The 15,854-nt window shown below is 64.1% G+C and carries 13 protein-coding genes; 2 read left to right on the plus strand and 11 right to left on the minus strand.

Features of this window, described 5'->3' with window-relative positions; all coding sequences use genetic code 11:
• The first annotated feature begins 92 nt into the window (after positions 1-92).
• On the plus strand, positions 93-566 hold the full coding sequence (locus AB3X95_RS15975; protein ID WP_368621863.1) for a carboxypeptidase regulatory-like domain-containing protein: 474 nt from the start codon (positions 93-95) through the stop codon (positions 564-566).
• A gap of 61 nt (positions 567-627) precedes the next feature.
• Here AB3X95_RS15975 and AB3X95_RS15980 read toward each other — a convergent pair whose 3' ends face one another.
• The 8 genes from AB3X95_RS15980 to AB3X95_RS16015 all read right to left on the minus strand — a co-directional run bounded on the left by AB3X95_RS15980 (position 628) and on the right by AB3X95_RS16015 (position 12,275).
• Complete coding sequence (locus AB3X95_RS15980) at positions 628-2,928, minus strand: molybdopterin cofactor-binding domain-containing protein (protein ID WP_184226787.1); 2,301 nt, start codon at positions 2,926-2,928, stop codon at positions 628-630.
• On the minus strand, positions 2,925-3,407 hold the full coding sequence (locus AB3X95_RS15985; RefSeq protein ID WP_184226788.1) for a (2Fe-2S)-binding protein: 483 nt from the start codon (positions 3,405-3,407) through the stop codon (positions 2,925-2,927). The genes AB3X95_RS15980 and AB3X95_RS15985 overlap by 4 nt, the downstream gene beginning before the upstream one ends.
• Complete coding sequence (locus AB3X95_RS15990) at positions 3,404-4,705, minus strand: cytochrome c (RefSeq protein WP_368621864.1); 1,302 nt, start codon at positions 4,703-4,705, stop codon at positions 3,404-3,406. Before AB3X95_RS15990 ends, AB3X95_RS15985 begins: the two co-directional genes overlap by 4 nt.
• A gap of 108 nt (positions 4,706-4,813) precedes the next feature.
• Complete coding sequence (locus tag AB3X95_RS15995; RefSeq protein ID WP_368621865.1) at positions 4,814-6,403, minus strand: aspartate:alanine exchanger family transporter; 1,590 nt, start codon at positions 6,401-6,403, stop codon at positions 4,814-4,816.
• Between the two features lie 25 nt (positions 6,404-6,428).
• Complete coding sequence (gene ptsG, locus AB3X95_RS16000) at positions 6,429-8,222, minus strand: PTS glucose transporter subunit IIBC (protein WP_368621866.1); 1,794 nt, start codon at positions 8,220-8,222, stop codon at positions 6,429-6,431.
• Between the two features lie 22 nt (positions 8,223-8,244).
• A complete protein-coding gene (ptsP, locus tag AB3X95_RS16005) occupies positions 8,245-10,791 on the minus strand; it encodes a phosphoenolpyruvate--protein phosphotransferase (protein WP_368621867.1) in 2,547 nt (848 codons plus the stop codon).
• Positions 10,792-11,620: 829 nt separating this feature from the next.
• On the minus strand, positions 11,621-11,839 hold the full coding sequence (locus AB3X95_RS16010) for a hypothetical protein (RefSeq protein ID WP_246391999.1): 219 nt from the start codon (positions 11,837-11,839) through the stop codon (positions 11,621-11,623).
• A gap of 4 nt (positions 11,840-11,843) precedes the next feature.
• Positions 11,844-12,275, minus strand: a complete 432-nt coding sequence (locus tag AB3X95_RS16015) for a hypothetical protein (RefSeq protein WP_368621868.1) — start codon at positions 12,273-12,275, stop codon at positions 11,844-11,846.
• 375 nt (positions 12,276-12,650) lie between these two features.
• Here AB3X95_RS16015 and AB3X95_RS16020 point away from each other — a divergent pair, with 375 nt between their 5' ends.
• Complete coding sequence (locus AB3X95_RS16020) at positions 12,651-13,889, plus strand: MFS transporter (RefSeq protein WP_368621869.1); 1,239 nt, start codon at positions 12,651-12,653, stop codon at positions 13,887-13,889.
• Between the two features lie 93 nt (positions 13,890-13,982).
• Here AB3X95_RS16020 and AB3X95_RS16025 read toward each other — a convergent pair whose 3' ends face one another.
• The 3 genes from AB3X95_RS16025 to AB3X95_RS16035 form a co-directional block, all read right to left on the minus strand.
• A complete protein-coding gene (locus AB3X95_RS16025; protein ID WP_176368476.1) occupies positions 13,983-14,321 on the minus strand; it encodes a ribbon-helix-helix domain-containing protein in 339 nt (112 codons plus the stop codon).
• A 129-nt stretch (positions 14,322-14,450) separates the two neighbouring features.
• Entirely contained in the window at positions 14,451-15,029 is a 579-nt protein-coding gene (locus tag AB3X95_RS16030; protein ID WP_176107408.1) for a DJ-1/PfpI family protein, read from the minus strand.
• A gap of 232 nt (positions 15,030-15,261) precedes the next feature.
• Complete coding sequence (locus AB3X95_RS16035; RefSeq protein ID WP_246392000.1) at positions 15,262-15,735, minus strand: MarR family winged helix-turn-helix transcriptional regulator; 474 nt, start codon at positions 15,733-15,735, stop codon at positions 15,262-15,264.
• Positions 15,736-15,854: the final 119 nt, after the last annotated feature.

The following is a 15,854-nucleotide window of genomic DNA, read 5'->3' on the forward strand; positions in this document are numbered from 1 at the left end:
TGCGTTTCCAACCTGGTGCAAGCGTTCTTCCACCCGACGAACCGGGCACGCACTCTAACCGGCAGTCGGCAATACTGTAAGGAGCAGTCACGATGAAAATGCAACGAAACGCTCCCCGGATCGCGTCGAGCCTGCTCGCCGCGGCGTTCACACTGGTTCAGGCAGGCGTCGCGGTCGCGCAGACGGCTGCTCCGCAGAGCGCCAGCGAGATCCACAGGACCGGCATGCCACCGACGCAGCAGCAGGGCGACATATCGTTCGTGACCGGCGGAGTTGGTCGCGACGAGTCGACCGCGCTGCGGCAGGCACGCAGGCAGTGGCCGCTGTCTCTGCAGTTCACGGGACCCGGTGCGAGCTATGTGGCCGACGTCCAGGTGCAGATCGCCAAAGGCGGCGCTTCCGTGTTCGAGGCCACGTCGAAGGGGCCGTACATGCTCGTGCGGCTGCCTCAAGGGCGCTATACGATCAGCGCCACTTACAGCGGCGTGACCAGAAAGCAGACGGTGAACGTCCGCGGCAATGGCAGCGCGCGCGCGACGTTCTCGTTTCCGTCCGGCGGCCACTGAGCGCAGTCCCGGCGCCGCGCCGAAGATCGCGCGGCGCGTACGTTTGTTAACGCGAAAGCCATCACGCCTCGAGCATCTTCTTGCCGTTCGCCCCGAGCAACGGCAAGTCGCGGATCCGCACACCCGTCGCGTCGTCGATCGCGTTCGCGAGCGCCGCGGCGGCCGGGCCTTGCGCCGCTTCTCCGACACCCAGGAATGGCAAGCCAGGCCGGTCGATCAACAGCACGTCGACGCGTTTGGGTACGGACGAGAAGCGCATGATCGGATAAGTGCTCCAGTCATAGCTCGTGATGCGTTGCGGATCGAATTGCGTTTCTTCATAGAGCGTCCAGCTCGCGGTTTGCAAAATGCCGCCTTCGATCTGATTGCGCACACCGTCCGGATTCACGATCTGTCCGCAATCGACGGCTGCGACGACGCGCTCGATGCTGAGCTCGCCGGTATCGCGCATCACCGTCACGTCCATCGCGACGGCAAAGTAGGCCATCAGGTTCTTGTATTGGGCAAACGCAAAGCCGGTACCGTGTGAACGCGGGCTAGCGTCACCCGTTAGCGCGCTGTGAGCATGCCAGCCGAATTGATCGGCTACGGCGCGAATCACGCCATGTGCGCGCGGATCATCGAGATGTTTGAGGCGAAACGCAATGGGATCGGCGTGCGCGGCTCTGGCGAGCTCGTCGATGAAGCTCTCGATCGCGAACACGTTCATGTGCGCGCCGAGCGAACGCATCGCAGAGACGCGGATCGGCATCGTGGGCACGAAATGATGCTGCACGTGCAGGCTGGGCACGCGGTAGAGCGGAATGCTGTTGCGGTCGCCTCCGCCTTCCGGCATCGGAATCGGCTTCGGCGGCGCGGGGGTGAACGGCTGCGCAAGTAGCTGCGCGGGCAGCAGGCGGCCCGCATTCTCGATGCGGTTGTTATGCGTATTGCTCCATAGCTCGTAACGCCAGTCGGCAATCATGCCTGCCGCATCGAGCGTTGCCTTTGCGTCGACTGTCATGGCCGGGCCGAACGGCTCCCACATGTGTTCCTGTTCGCGCATCAATTGCACCCGCACCGGGCGGCCAGGCAGCTCGCGTGCGATCAGGGCGGCGTCGGCCGCGACATCGTCCGCGCCGTTGTGTCCGTAGCAGCCCGAACCTTCCACATGCACGCAGCGCACCTTGCCGGGCGGCATCGCGAGCATTTCGGCGATGCCGGCATGCAGCGGATAGACGCCTTGCGTGTGCGTCCAAACGGTCATCACATCGTTGTCGAGTCGCGCGACCGCGCACGATGGCCCAATCGAGCCATGCGTCAGATACGGCCTCGAATAGCGCGCCCGCAGCGTCGCCATCGGTGCGGCCGCGCCGCTCGCCGCGCCCCGATCGGCCACCGCGATTTCCTGTGCAGGCAGGTTCATCAGCAACGCGTGGACGTTCGCCGGATCGGGCAGCGGCGGCCCCGACCGCCACTGCGCGGCGAGCGCCAGCTCACGCATCGCGAGGATCGCGCGCCATTCGTCGTCGGCGGCCACCGCGAGGTAGTTGCCGTTGCGCACGACCTTGACGACCCCGGGCAGCGCCTCGACGCGCCCGCTATCGAATGCAACGAGGCTCGCGCCATAAGACGGCGGCCGCACGACGCGGGCATGCAGCATGCCGGGCAGCCGCAGGTCCTGGACATAGCTCGCGCCGCCCGTCACCTTGCCCGGGATATCGACGCGCGGCAGCATATGGCCAATCAGCGCGTAGGCCGATGGCGGCTTTCTCGGCGCGTCGGGCTGGGCGTTCTGATGCAGGTCCGCGTGTTGCACGGCTTCGCCATAGCTCACGCGTCTTCCGTCGGCGGCAATGACGGCGCCGTCGCGTGTCGTCAGGGTCGCTGCGTCGAGGCCCAACTGCGAGGCCGCGCTCGCGACCAGCAGCGCGCGCACTTGAGCCGCGGCGTTGAGGATCGCGGTGCCGCTATCGGCCATCGTGTGACTGCCGGCGGTGTAGCCTTCGTTCGGCGTTCTGGTGGTGTCGGCGGTGATCAGCTCGATCGCATCAGGCGCGAGATCCAGCTCTTCCGCGGCGACCTGCAGCAGCGCGGTGCGAATGCCCGTGCCAAGCTCCGCTTTGCCCGTGAATACGCTCACGTGGCCGTCGGGGGCGACCTTGATCCACGCATCGAGCAACGGCGTGGTCTTGAGACTGCCCGGCAGCTTCGGGGCGCTCGCGTTGAAGGTGCCCGCTTCGGTGGTGGTTTGCGCGAGCGCGGTCATGACTGGCACGATCGCGAAGCTCACCATCAGCGAGCCGCCAACGAGGAAGCGGCGCCGCGCGGGGTCATCCGGACCGCTGCCGTGGGCGGCGGACAATGGGCGGCCGTCGCTCACGATTGCGCTCCCCCGCCCGTACGCGGCGAACCGCTCGCGACTTGCCGGATCGCCGCGAGAATGCGCATGTGCGTGCCGCAGCGGCACAGGTTCGGCTGCATGTAGCGGCGGATCTGTTCATCGCTTGGATGCGGCACTCGGTCCAGCAGCGTTTGCGCTCGCATGATCATGCCGGCGATGCAATAGCCGCATTGCGCGGCCTGTTCGTCGATGAAGGCTTGCTGAAGTGGTCCAGGATGTTGCGCGCTGCCGAGTCCTTCGACGGTTCGCACTGGCCGCTCGCCCACGGCCACGACCGGCATGAGGCACGAGAACACCGGTTTGCCGCCGACGCTGACCGTGCATGCGCCGCATTGACCGAGACCGCAGCCGAACTTCGCGCCGTCGAGCTGCAATTCGTTGCGCAGCACATAGAGCAGCGGCGTGGACGGGTCGACATCGACCGTCTGACTGACGCCGTTGACGTTGAGTGTGATCATCGTGGCAGGCCGTCCCTGCGAAATTGCGCGACCGCACGGGCATCGAGCGTGGGCCACGCGTCGCGTGCGGTGAAGCGTTCGCGCGTGTAGTTGGCGAGCTCCGCTATCTGCGCATCCGTGAAGGTGTTGGCAAATGATGGCATGAAGGGCTCGCTATCGCTTTCGTGCCAGTCGATGCCATCGAGGATGAAACGGACCATATTGCGAGGGCTGTCGGCGTTGACGGCCGTGGAAAGGGACAGCGACGGTCGAGCGCCCCCGTTCGACATCGGCGCGCCTTCGGCGTGGCACGATGCGCAGGCCGCGGCGAACAGATTCGCGCCGCCGCCGGGCGCGGGGGACACGGGCGCGGAGGTAGCGGAGGGCGAGGCGACCGGATGCTCCGGCGCGCCTCGGCCCCCGGATGGCAACGCCAGCAGATACGCGGCCATCGCCTCGACGTCGGAGGAGGATGCGTCGGCGAGCGTGCGCGTGACGGGGCGCATCGGACCCGCCGCCGCGCCATGGGCGCTGGCGAGGCCCGTGCGCAGATAGCCGACGAGTTGAGCCTGCGTCCAGGGCGTCGGGCGTGAAGCGAGGTCCGTCAGCGCGGGCGCGTCCCATCCGTCGATCGTGCCGCCTTGCAGCGCGTGGTCGCGGCGCTCTGCGCCGAGGCGGTCGAGCGGCGTGTGGCACGCACCGCAATGACCGAGGCTTTCGACCAGATAACGCCCGCGTGCGAGGTCCGGCGCTCCGGTCGGCGACGGTGCGGCTTCGCTGCCGGTATGCAGGTAAAGAAGATTCCACACGGCGATGAGGGGCCTGAAGCCGAACGGGAAGATCAGCTCGTTGTGCGGCGCAGGCGCGTTGACCGGAGCGCGACTCATCAGCCATGCATACAGCGAGCCGATATCGGCATCGCTCAGGTGCGTGAAGTGGGGATACGGGAACGCGGGGTAGAGCAGATGACCGTCGCTGGACACGCCGTGCCGCATCGCACGTTCGAACGCGTCGAGCGTCCAGCCTCCGATGCCGGTTTCGTTGTCCGGGGTGATGTTGGTCGAGTAAATGATGCCAAAAGGTGTTTGCAGCGGCAGTCCACCCGCGAGGGGCGGGCCGCCCGTCGCGGTGTGGCACGTGACGCAATTGCCAATGGCCGCGAGCTTCGCGCCGCGCGCCGCGGCCGCGGTATCGCTGGCTGCCGCGATCGGCGCAGTGACGGCACCCGTCGCGGGCTCCCGTGCATGCGCAGTGAGGCCGTGCGCGGCCATGAGGGCGACCACAACGGCCACGCCCGCACTTGCCACCCGTCCTTTCATCTGGCCTCCATCGCCGAACCGTCCGCGCATCGTTGCAGAATGCGTCGCGCGGCTCTATGTCGCGCAAGCGGCGTTCCCGATAGCGGCGGGTCGCGATAACGGCTTCTTCTAGCCGGCAGCGACCGCGATGGCGATCTGCACGAACAGCACCTTGACGATGGTCATCGACGGAAAAATCATCGCGTACATGACGTCGGGCTGATCCGTCGGCGCGATGCGGTTGGCGAAGGCGAGAATCGCGGGATTGCCGGTCGCGCCGCAAATCACGCCGACCGACGTATCGAAAGACAGTCTGAAGATCCACAGGCAGCACACAGCCGTGACGCCGACGAGCACCAGCAGCGTGATCACGCCATAAAGCAGCAGCAGCGGTCCGGCGGTGCCGACGGTCGCAACGAACTTCGGTCCGCAAGACAGGCCCACCTGCGCGAGAAAAATCGTCAGCCCGAGATTGCGCAGCACGAGATTTGCGGAGAGCGGCATCACCCACACGAAAGGTCCGCTGCGGCGCACCTTGCCGAGGCACAGCGCGACCAGTAGCAACGCCGCGAGCCCCAGGCTGAACGCGCCGAGACCGGGCGCGCGCAGCGGGATCGCACCGACCAGCAGCCCCGCTGCCGCGCCGATGCCCAGACAGATGAAACTCAGCTCGGCCGTGCCCTTGATCGAATCGCCGAAGAACGCGCGGACCGTCGCCCGATGCGCGTTGTCGACGAGCAGGCCGACGCGGTCGCCTGCCTCGAGAATCAGATCCGGGGTCGACAGCAGATCGGTATCACCGCGCCGCACGTGCGCGATCGCGCAGTTCACGCCGTCCGGATAGCGCAGATTGCCGAGCGCCGTGCCGACGACCGCCGGGCTAGACGCGAACACGCGCAGATAGTCGAGGTCTTCGCGATGACTCGAAATACGCCCGGGCTGCGACTCGCCGCATAGCGCCGTCGCTTCGTCGAGCGGACGGCGCTCGGTGGCCGTGGCAAGGAGGACGTCGTCGGCGCGCAGCGTGAAGTCGTCGCTGGGCAACTGATTGTGATGCGCGCGCCGCACGGCCGCGATCACTACGCCGGCAGGCAGGCGGGTCGAGAGCTCCGACAGCCGGAGACCGAAGAGACTGGCGTTGCGCAGCGCGATTTCCGCGGTCTCCAGCACCTTCGCGGTCGGCTTCGGTATTTTGGCTTTCAGGGCCGCGTTCAGCACATAGAGGAACAGGATCGGCCCAGCCACGCCGAATGGATAGGTGACGCTATAAGCCACGGCGGCATTGCTGCTTTTCATCGATGCGATGGCAACCTGCAGGCTCGCCGTGCTGGTGCCGCTGCCCGCGAACATGCCGAGAGCATCGGCGAGCGTGATGCCAAAGTGGATGAAGGCGCACGCCACCAGACCCGAAGCGATCACGCCCAGACAGGCGGCCGCGTTGGCCTTCATGCCTTCCCGGCTCGTCAGTCCGCGGAAGAACTGCGCGCCGTACTGAATGCCGATGCCATACAGAAACAGCAGCAGACCGAGCGTGCCCAGCAACGCCGGCGGCGCGGATTTCGGCGCGAACGCGCCGAGCCCGAGTCCAACGAACAGCACGGCCCCCGAGCCCAGAGCCACGCCCTTGATAGTGATTTCGCCGACCAGGTAGCCGAGCGCAATGGTCAGAAAAAGCGCGAGCAGCGGCTGAGTTTCGAGGAAAGTTCTGACTGCTTCCATGCGGCCCCCTATGAACGCATCGCTCCTATCGCATTGCGCCTGCGAGGCTGCCCGAGCCGAGACCCACGATCAGATCGAGTGCACCGTTCTTCAATGCTTGCGTGGCGGCCACGCCCGCCGCTTTCAAGCCGGCCGCGTCGATGCGCGACGCATCCAATAGCTCGACACGCAACCGCGTGGCCGCCAGCGCGTCGAGCTTCAGGATATTGGCCGCGCCGCCCAGCGCCGCACGAATCTTTTCAGCGCGCTCCGTTTCCTGCGCAGAGTGTTGCGCCGAGGCGGCCACGGCCGCTGAAGCCGCGGCAGTCGCGGCTGCTGCGCCTTCCACGCCGGGTGCGCCGGCCGCCGGCAGATCCGCTTCTGCGCCCGCTGTCTTCAGATAGTCCTGCATGTCGGTTTTCATGTTCTCCGACAACGGCCCGAAGATCGCCTGCACGCCGTTGCCCACGCGCACCACACCCGCCGCACCGAGCGCCTTGAGCTTGTGTTCGTCGACGCGCGCCGGGTCCTTCACGGAGATGCGCAGCCGCGTGATGCAAGCGTCGAGACTGGTGATATTGGAGCGGCCGCCAAAGGCGAGCACGAGTTCGCGCGAGCGTCCGCCCGCGCCGCTCGCGGCGACCGCCACGGTATCCGCCGTGTCGTCCTCGCGGCCGGGTGTCTTGAGGTTGAAGCGCGTGATGACGAAGCGGAACACGCCGTAATAGATCACCGCGTAAATTGGACCGAGAATGAAAACATACCAGGCGTGCGTGGCCTTTCCGCCGATCAGGTTGAACATCAGAAAATCGATGCCGCCTTGCGAGAACGTGAAGCCCATGCGCATGCCCAAGGTGTTCGCCACGAACTGCGCCGACGCCGCGAGGCATGCGTGAATCAGGTACAGCACCGGCGCGACGAACAGGAACGCGAATTCGATCGGCTCGGTGATGCCGGTGAGAAAAGAAGTCAGCGCGGCCGAAACCATCATGCCGCCGACGGCCACCTTCTTCTCCGGCTTCGCGCAATGCCAGATCGCGATCGCCGCGGCCGGCAGGCCGAACATCTTGAACAGGAACGCCCCCGCGAGAATGCCGGCGGTGGGGTCGCCCGCGAAATAGCGGGTGATGTCGCCGTGAACTTCCTTGCCGGTCGTCGGGTCGACGAAGCTGCCCATTTCGAAGAAGAAAGGCACGTTCCAGATGTGATGCAGACCGAACGGAATCAGCAGACGTTCGACGAAACCGTAGACCGTCGCGGCGGTGCGCGGGTCCGAAACCGCCGCCCAATGCGAGAAAGCCTTGATTGCGCCGCCGATCGGCGGCCACACGAAGGACAGGATCGCGCCGAGCACGATCGAGCCGATCGCGGTCACGATGGGCACGAAGCGCTTGCCGGCGAAGAAGCCGAGATACGGCGGCAACGTGATCCGGTAGTAGCGGTTGAACATCCAGGCCGCAAGACCACCGGCGAGGATGCCGCCGAACACGCCGGTCTGGATCGACGGAATGCCCATGATCGTGTCGGTTTCGATGCCCTGTATTTTCGCGATCACACCCAGCGTGGCCGTCATCACCAGATACCCGATCGTTGCGGCGATACCCGAGACGCCATCGTTCTCGGTGAAGCCGAGCGCGACGCCGATCGCGAAGATCAGCGGCAGGTTGGCGAAGATCACGTCGCCCGCGTTCTTCATCAGCGCGAGCACGACGGTCGGCACGTAACCGTGGAAGTCGGTGGCGCCGAGACCGAGCAGCAAGCCGGCCACCGGGAGTACGGCGACGGGCAGCATCAGCGATTTGCCGATCTTCTGCAAGACTCCGAACGCATGCGAGAACATGACTGATCTCCTGTTGATCCGCTCAGTCGGCAAAGCGCGACAGATGCGCGCGAACTTCCGCGGCGGTGCCCAGACGCAGCACCTCGGCGGCGAGTTTCTTTGCTTCGTCGGTCGTGATGCGTGCAAGCTGGGCCTTGATCGAACCGACCGCCGGAATACTCACCGATAGCTCGTCGATGCCAAGGCCGACGAGCACCGGCACCGCCATCGCATCCGACGCGATGCCGCCGCAAATGCCGACCCATTTGCCGTGCTGATGCGCACCGTCGACCGTCATGCCGATCAGACGCAACACGGCGGGGTGCAGCGCGTCGGCCTGCTTTGCGAGTTGCGGATGGCCCCGGTCCATCGCGAGCGTGTATTGCGTGAGGTCGTTCGTGCCGATCGAGAAGAAGTCGACTTCGCGTGCGAGCGGCTCGGCGATCAGCGCGGCCGCCGGGACTTCGATCATGACGCCCACTTTCACGCTCGCCGCGCGATCGCCGGCTTCTTCGAGCAGGATCTTGCGCGCCGCCCGCACTTCCTCGACCGTCGTGATCATCGGGAACATCACGTGCAGGTTGCCGAGCGGCGCCGCGCGCAGGATCGCGCGCAGTTGGGTGCGGAAGATGTCGGGACGCTCGAGGCTCACGCGCACACCGCGCAGGCCCAGAAACGGGTTGTCTTCCTTCGGCAGCGGCATATACGACAGCGGTTTGTCGCCGCCGACATCGAGCGTGCGGACCACGAGCGTGCGCTCGCGGCCGAGCGCTTCCGCGACGGCGCAATATTCGGTGGCCTGTTCGTCTTCGCTTGGCGCGGTGTCGCGCGCGTCGAACAGGAACTCGGAACGCAACAGACCCACGCCTTCGGCGCCGCCCGCGACCGCGTCGCGCGCTTCCTGCGCATTGCGGATGTTCGCGACGACTTCGACGCGGTGACCGTCGGCCGTCATCGCGAGCTTGCTTGCCGCGAGCTTTTCGTCTTCGCGTTTGGCGGCCTGGCGCCTGATGCGTTCGCGCGCCTTTTCCAGTTCGTCGGCGCTCGGGTTGCGCCGCAAGGTTCCGCGCGAACCGTCGAGCACGACGGGCGTGCCGTCGGCGAGTTGCAGCGCGCGCGCGTCGATACCGCAGATCGCCGGAATGCCGAGCGAGCGCGCGAGGATCGCGACGTGGCTCGTCGCGCCGCCGGTCGTCGTGCAAAAGCCGAGCACCTTGCTGCGATCGAGCGACGTGGTGTCGGACGGCGACAGTTCCTCAGCGATCAGGATCGACTCTTCCGGCACGTCGATCTGCGCCTGCTTCACGCCGGCGAGCAGCGCGAGCACACGGCGGCCGACGTCGCGGATATCGCCGGCGCGTTCGCGCAGCAGCGGATTGTCGAGCTTTTCAAGCATGCTTGCCTGGTTCTGGAACGCATCGCGCCACGCGAACCCCGCGCCCTTTCCCTCGCTGATGCTGCTGATGGCGGCGTCGTTCAGGTCGGGATCGTCCAGCAGTTCGAGATGCGCGTCGAGAATCTGCGCTTTCGACGGATCGGTGAGCGTCGCCTTGAGCCCCTCGATCTGCTGACGCGCCTGATGCTGCGCCGCTTCGAGTTGCGCTCGTTCGCGTTGCGGCGACTCGCCCGCTTCGTTCACCTCGATCACTTGCTGACGGAACTGCACGATCTTGCCGACCGAAAGCCCCGGCGAAGCGGAGACGCCGATGAATTCGTTGGCGTCGGCGGGAGCCGCCTCGCTCGGTGCCGGTACTGGCGCAGCCGGCGCGCTTGACGCGGCCGCCGCGGGTGCGGGCGCATCGCCGGGCTTTTCGCCCGATCCCTCGGCAAGCAGTCGCGCGACGTTGCTGGCCGCCTCCGCCGCGTCGGGACCGCGGGCCTCGACGCGCAGCTTGTCGCCGAACTTCGTTGCGAGTCCCATGAGCGCGACGACGGACTTGGCATTTGCGCTGGCGTCGCCGCGCAGCAAGCGGATCTCGGACTTGAATTTCTTCGCCTCGACCGCGACGACCGCGGCGGGCCGCGCATGCAGGCCCGCCGGATTCGGCAGCGTGATTTCGCCGGAGAGGATCGCGCCGGTGGCGCTGGCCGTATCCTTGTTCTCCACGCTGCCGACCAGTTCGACGTACAGCGCGACGTCGGTGCCGGCGACGACGAGCCCTTTCGCGGGAAGGTAGCGCGTGACGAGATCGCCGTTGGCGATGACCATTTGCGTGAGCAGGCTGGTTGCTTTTGCACCGACCACGATCGGGTCGAAGCGGATCAGCGGCGTGCCCGCCGCGACGGTGTCGCCTTCCTTGACCAACGGCATGAAGCCCTCGCCGCGCAGCAACACGGTGTCGAGCCCGATGTGCAGCAGCACTTGCAGACCGTTGTCGCCGGTGATCGTTGCGGCGTGGCACGAGCTGTGGAGCTGCGTGACCTTGCCGGCAAGCGGCGATAGCAGTTCATCCGAGGTCGGATCGATCGATACGCCATCGCCGACCATCTTCTGGGCAAAGACCGGATCGGGCACGCTGTCGAGAGGAACCAGTACGCCCGACAGTGGCGCCATCAACTCGATGCGCTGAGGACGCTGAGGAGCTTTCATCGCCAAGACTCCTTGTACATTGACGCTCGCCTGCGGTGGTTCGACTCGAGCCGCGTGAGCGCGACATTCATCCGTGCGGTCGGCATCATTGCCGGTTACGCCGCTCACCCACTTGTGAGCGGCGCACGTTACAAAAGCTCGGTGACAGAAACTCGGGAAACCCAACTAGGTCGCGCACGTCGCCCGTATGCGCAAACTGCTGCTTACCCCTCGATGCGATTGCTCTCACCGGAAAGACTCGGCAGTCTGATTTCGTTTGCGCGCGACATGTCGGCTTTCAGGATGGTTGCCGCCCACGCAGCCTCGACCGGGGGTGGGCGGAGAAACGTCGGGCGCGCTGCGACGGCCGACACACGCAAACAACGCCGTCGCCTCGCGCCTGAGGGCGACCGGCTTGCACCGTGGTCCCGGAAAAAGGACCCGGAAAGCGCTCTGAAAGAGAGCATATGTTACTGAGCGCAGATTGCAAGACGAGACCATTTCGGAAGGGGATTTTCCGAATTTTTCTAATTCCAGGCGGAAGACCGGCACGGCAATTATTAATTGGCGCGTCGCGCGGTTTTTACTTCTCTGTTTTATTCGCTTAGCGAAAGGCAGCGTCTGCTTTCATCTGCAACGACGTTCACCGTATCGAACTCGACAAGCAATTCCGCGCCCAATGAGGCGGTTATGGATGCAATCGGCATATTGGGGCGGTTTTCTTTTCGGAGATACGTGCATTGAATTTGTTGATCAGGTCCATTCGAGCAAAACGGAATTGTTACGCTGACGCGGGGTGCCAAGTGAGCTTTAAGGTACCTTCAGGGCGCAGACTTGCCGTTTAGATGCGTTATTCCGGTCGTTTCTGCGGCTCTTGCGTGACCGACGACATGAGCGGCACTAATTCGGGTTTGTATCGAGCCAGGCAGTTGAGGATGGCGACACCGAAACGGCGAGCGATTTCGTCGTCAATCTTGTCGCCAAAGTCTGACAACAGAATGGGGAAGACCGTCCCGGTCAAAAGTGGCTGGAGAGCCGCCTCATCAACCATCTGAATGGTCAGTTCCATGTCCTCAGGAACGAAGCCGACAACGATTGATTTTGGTGGCTGGGGTGAGCGTGGAGTGTTCATATTGCTGAGTGAATCCCATGCAAATGTTGTAGTTGTAGCGCGCACGGTCCATGCACGCCTGGACTGTTCCGTATCCGCCCATTGGCTTCCCGATAGCCCAACACAAATTGTGATCGTCTTCCCATCGTTGCATGCACTCGGTCTTTTCGGCCGGAGAAAGCCGAAAGGAGGCCGCCTCCTGGTTGATGTCATTAGGGGAAGATTGGAAGTGCGGGGCTAGTTGGCTCGCGTCGCGCGTGAGCTCCCATGGACTTGCTGAAGCAATGAGCTGGCGGCCGGTGCGCACCTCGTCGCTGGACGTGCTGCCGCGATATTCGTGCCGCGTATGGAGCGTGCAACTGCGGTGGGCTCCCACTTTCAAATCAATCGCCATCCGTCTCCCAAGTACTGATCAGGCCAGTCGGTATAACTATCACGGAGCCCTATTGGACACGGCGAAAAACGAAGTCCTCAAGCGGCCGCGAACACTGCAATACCGACTTGGCGGCCCGATGCAAGCACTTCGGCGCCACTTACGAGATTTTCTAACATCGTGGAAGACTGTCAACGAAACGCATCACGCCGCTGATGACGAACGCTTTCATGCCGGCGCATATGAAAGAGGCTACGCGGTCGTTTCGGCCGTTAGCGGAATATCGTCGCCCGCGCATTGTTCAGCCACACCTTCTAGTCTTTTCATCGGACGACTCTTTTTCCAACGTGAGACCCCGCCTAAAGTGTCAGGCTTCAATCTGGCATCAGGGTCATCATGCACATCGATACACCTACGACTTCAGCGTCCCTGGAAGGGAATTCAACCTCCGCAGGTCAATGGCTATCCGTCATCGCTGTTGCGGTAAGCGCGTTCGCGTTCGTCACGGCCGAGTTTTTGCCCGTCGGGCTGTTGCCACAGATCGCACACGACCTCGGCGTGTCGACTGGTGTCGCTGGTCTGATGGTCACCACGCCCGGTGTAATGGCCGCAATATTGGCGCCGACGCTGATAGTCAGCGCGGGCCGCATGGACCGCCGGTACGTCTTCCTGCTCCTCACCGCGGTACTGTTGATCGCGAACGTCGTGTGCGCGATCGCACCGAACCTCGCGATCATGCTCGTAGGACGGGCTTTGCTCGGCGGCGCGCTGGGTGGCTTCTGGACTCTGGCGACGGCGGCGGCTCCTCGACTCGTGCAAGCAAAGGATGCCGCCAAAGCAACCGCGACCATTCTGACCGGCGTGACCTGCGCAACGGTGATCGGCGTGCCGCTCGGGACGTTCATCGCGTCGTTTGCATCGTGGCGCCTCGCGTTCGCCGCGACCGCGGGCCTCGTGTCGCTCGCCTTGCTGGCGCAGGCGTTCCTCGTGCCTTCGTTGCCGTCAGCATCGGCATTGCGGATCGCCGATTTCAAAACACTGCTTCGCCGGCCTCATACGAGGCTGAGCATGGTGATGGTCGCGCTCGTCTTCGGCGCGCATTTCTCGACCTACACGTACATTGCTCCGCTGCTCGAACACGACTTCTCGTTGAGCGCCATCACCCTGCTGCTGTTCGGATTCGGTCTGATCGGCTTCTTCTCGAATGCATTGGCGTCGATGGTGATTTCGGACCATCTGAAGAAATCCGTCGCCGCGATGGTTCTGCTGCTATTGGGCGCGATGTCGTCGATGTTGCTGCTCGAGCATTCGCCGATCGGCGAGACTGCGGGGATGCTGCTGTGGGGTATCGCGTTCGGAGCGCTGCCGCTTTGCTTCAGCGTATGGATTCAGCGCAGCACGACAGACCTGCCCGAAGCGGGCTCGGCGATGTTCGTCAGCATCATCCAGGTCGCGATTGCGGCGGGTTCGGCAGTGGGAGGCACTATCGTCGACCGCGCGGGAATTCACGCTGACTTCACGCTGGGACTTGGACTCGCACTGCTCGGTCTCGTGACACTGCGACGGCTTGCCGTGCTGGAACGACCGGCCGCTGCGTCTTCTCTTGATTGCGCATGCGATGCGTCGGTTGACTGACGCAACGGAACAAAAACAGAACAAATACGGCGCGAGACCGCACTCGCGATACCGGGCCGAGGCGACGCCGCGGCCCGCCAGGCGACGAATCCGTCACACAGCCGTCTTCACGACTCTGGGTTGAAACGGGGCGTTGAGCTGCACGTCGCCAGCGGCCTCGTTGCGGGCAGCGCTCGTCGACAGATAGCGCAAACAGCACACGCGCAGAAACGACGCGAAATTCAACGGCTCTTCGCCGCGCAACGCGATCAGTTCGTCGTGAAGCTTCACGACGAACTGGGTCGTCGTCACGTCCTCGCGGTTGGCGATTTCCTGAAGCACGTCCCAGAAGAGATTTTCGAGCCTCACCGTGGTCACGACGCCGTGAATGCGCAGCGCGCGCGTACGCGACTCGTAGAGGATCGGATCAGCGTTGACATAGACGTTGCACATACGATCAGCCTTTCTCGCAAGTGATGACGTCGCAGGACGCGAAGCGCGCGGTGCGGTCGCTCATGCCGTCGTGATCGAGCGTAACACGGTTGCTCGCCCGCGATGCCGCGCTTCGGTCCTGGCGCTCCTTCAATGCGCGATGCGCGTGCCGAGCAGCGCAAGGAATTGCGCGATCCAGTTCACGTGCGAAGTCCATGCGGGTGCGGTGACGAAGTTCTCGTCGGTGATCGCGTCGGGCCAGTCGAGCGCCACGTACTCCGCGCCCGCCAGCTTCACCTCGGGCGCGCAGGCCGGATACGCGGAGATGCGCCGGCCTTCGATCACGCCCGCCGCAGCAAGCAGTTGCGCGCCGTGGCAGACCGCGGCAATCGGTTTCTTCGCTTCGGCGAAATGGCGCACCCAGCCAATCACCTTGTCGTTGAGCCGCAGATACTCGGGGGCGCGGCCGCCGGGCACGAGCAGCGCGTCATATTTCGCGGGGTCCACCGATGCGAAGTCGGTGTTCAGCGTGAAGTTATGTCCGCGCTTTTCGGTGTAGGTCTGATCGCCTTCGAAGTCGTGGATCGCGGTGCGAATCGCGTCGCCGGCGCGCTTGTCGGGCGCAACCACGTCCACCTTATGACCGACTGCCCCCAATGCCTGAAACGGCACCATCAGCTCATAGTCTTCGACGAAATCACCGGCGATGATAAGAATGCGCTTTGACATGCTTCGTGTCCTCTCGAATCGGGTTGGGAAAGGCGAGGCGGACGCGCTATCGCGGTGTGCGCAAAGCGGCCGTTGACAAGCAATATAGCGATCGACGCAGTGGGCGGGGTAATACGCGGCTAAATGCCGACCAGGGATTTCACCGAGCTGAACGCGATTCAGCCTCGGGCGAAAGAAAAAGAGTCGCGCTCGATTCGAGCGCGACTGCTCTTTTGTCATTGGAAAGGTCCACTCAACCACGCAGATTCGACACACATCGCTGCAGCACCTTGCGCAGCGTATCGACCGGGATTTCCGTTACTCCGTCCAGCATGGACGCTTCGAGCGTGTCGATCGCCGAATCGCATTCCTTCAGTACCCGGCGCCCTTCGTCGGTCAGAAACAGATGGATCAGCCGGCCGTGCGTAGGATGTCCAGCGCGTCCGACCCAACCGTTGGCCTCCATCGTCTTGACAACTTCGTTGGCCGACTGCGGCGTGATGAACGAGCGTTCGGCGAGTTTAGCGTTGGTCATCGCGCCGCTGGCGCTGATCACGGAGAGCGCGGTGAATTGAGGCAAGGTCAGCCCGAATTCACCCAGCACATCGATCAAGCTGCGTTTGAGCAGGCGGTCCAGTTGGCCGACCACATAGGAAACGCGGGCAGGTGGCGCACCGGTTTTCGTTGAACCGGCCTGTTTGGCAAGGGGCGTTCGCCGCTTCTCCATTGTCTTGGTCATTATCAGGTTAGCTTAGGTGTTTCTACCAGGCATATCATATTCTACTTTCAATATCAGGTGTCCTGAGACTAGACTCATCACTAATTCCGGGGGTGCTGTGGGAAGGG

The organism is Paraburkholderia sp. BR13444 (assembly GCF_040948755.1).
Lineage (GTDB): Bacteria > Pseudomonadota > Gammaproteobacteria > Burkholderiales > Burkholderiaceae > Paraburkholderia > Paraburkholderia youngii.

Bases quoted from the DNA above. Each gene is read 5' to 3' on its own strand.
- AB3X95_RS15975 (WP_368621863.1), top strand. From the start codon at position 93: ATGAAAATGCAACGAAACGCTCCCCGGATCGCGTCGAGCCTGCTCGCC.
- AB3X95_RS15985 (WP_184226788.1), bottom strand. From the start codon at position 3,407: ATGATCACACTCAACGTCAACGGCGTCAGTCAGACGGTCGATGTCGAC.
- AB3X95_RS15990 (WP_368621864.1), bottom strand. From the start codon at position 4,705: ATGAAAGGACGGGTGGCAAGTGCGGGCGTGGCCGTTGTGGTCGCCCTC.
- AB3X95_RS15995 (WP_368621865.1), bottom strand. From the start codon at position 6,403: ATGGAAGCAGTCAGAACTTTCCTCGAAACTCAGCCGCTGCTCGCGCTT.
- ptsG (WP_368621866.1), bottom strand. From the start codon at position 8,222: ATGTTCTCGCATGCGTTCGGAGTCTTGCAGAAGATCGGCAAATCGCTG.
- ptsP (WP_368621867.1), bottom strand. From the start codon at position 10,791: ATGAAAGCTCCTCAGCGTCCTCAGCGCATCGAGTTGATGGCGCCACTG.
- AB3X95_RS16010 (WP_246391999.1), bottom strand. From the start codon at position 11,839: ATGGAACTGACCATTCAGATGGTTGATGAGGCGGCTCTCCAGCCACTT.
- AB3X95_RS16015 (WP_368621868.1), bottom strand. From the start codon at position 12,275: ATGGCGATTGATTTGAAAGTGGGAGCCCACCGCAGTTGCACGCTCCAT.
- AB3X95_RS16020 (WP_368621869.1), top strand. From the start codon at position 12,651: ATGCACATCGATACACCTACGACTTCAGCGTCCCTGGAAGGGAATTCA.
- AB3X95_RS16025 (WP_176368476.1), bottom strand. From the start codon at position 14,321: ATGTGCAACGTCTATGTCAACGCTGATCCGATCCTCTACGAGTCGCGT.
- AB3X95_RS16030 (WP_176107408.1), bottom strand. From the start codon at position 15,029: ATGTCAAAGCGCATTCTTATCATCGCCGGTGATTTCGTCGAAGACTAT.
- AB3X95_RS16035 (WP_246392000.1), bottom strand. From the start codon at position 15,735: ATGGAGAAGCGGCGAACGCCCCTTGCCAAACAGGCCGGTTCAACGAAA.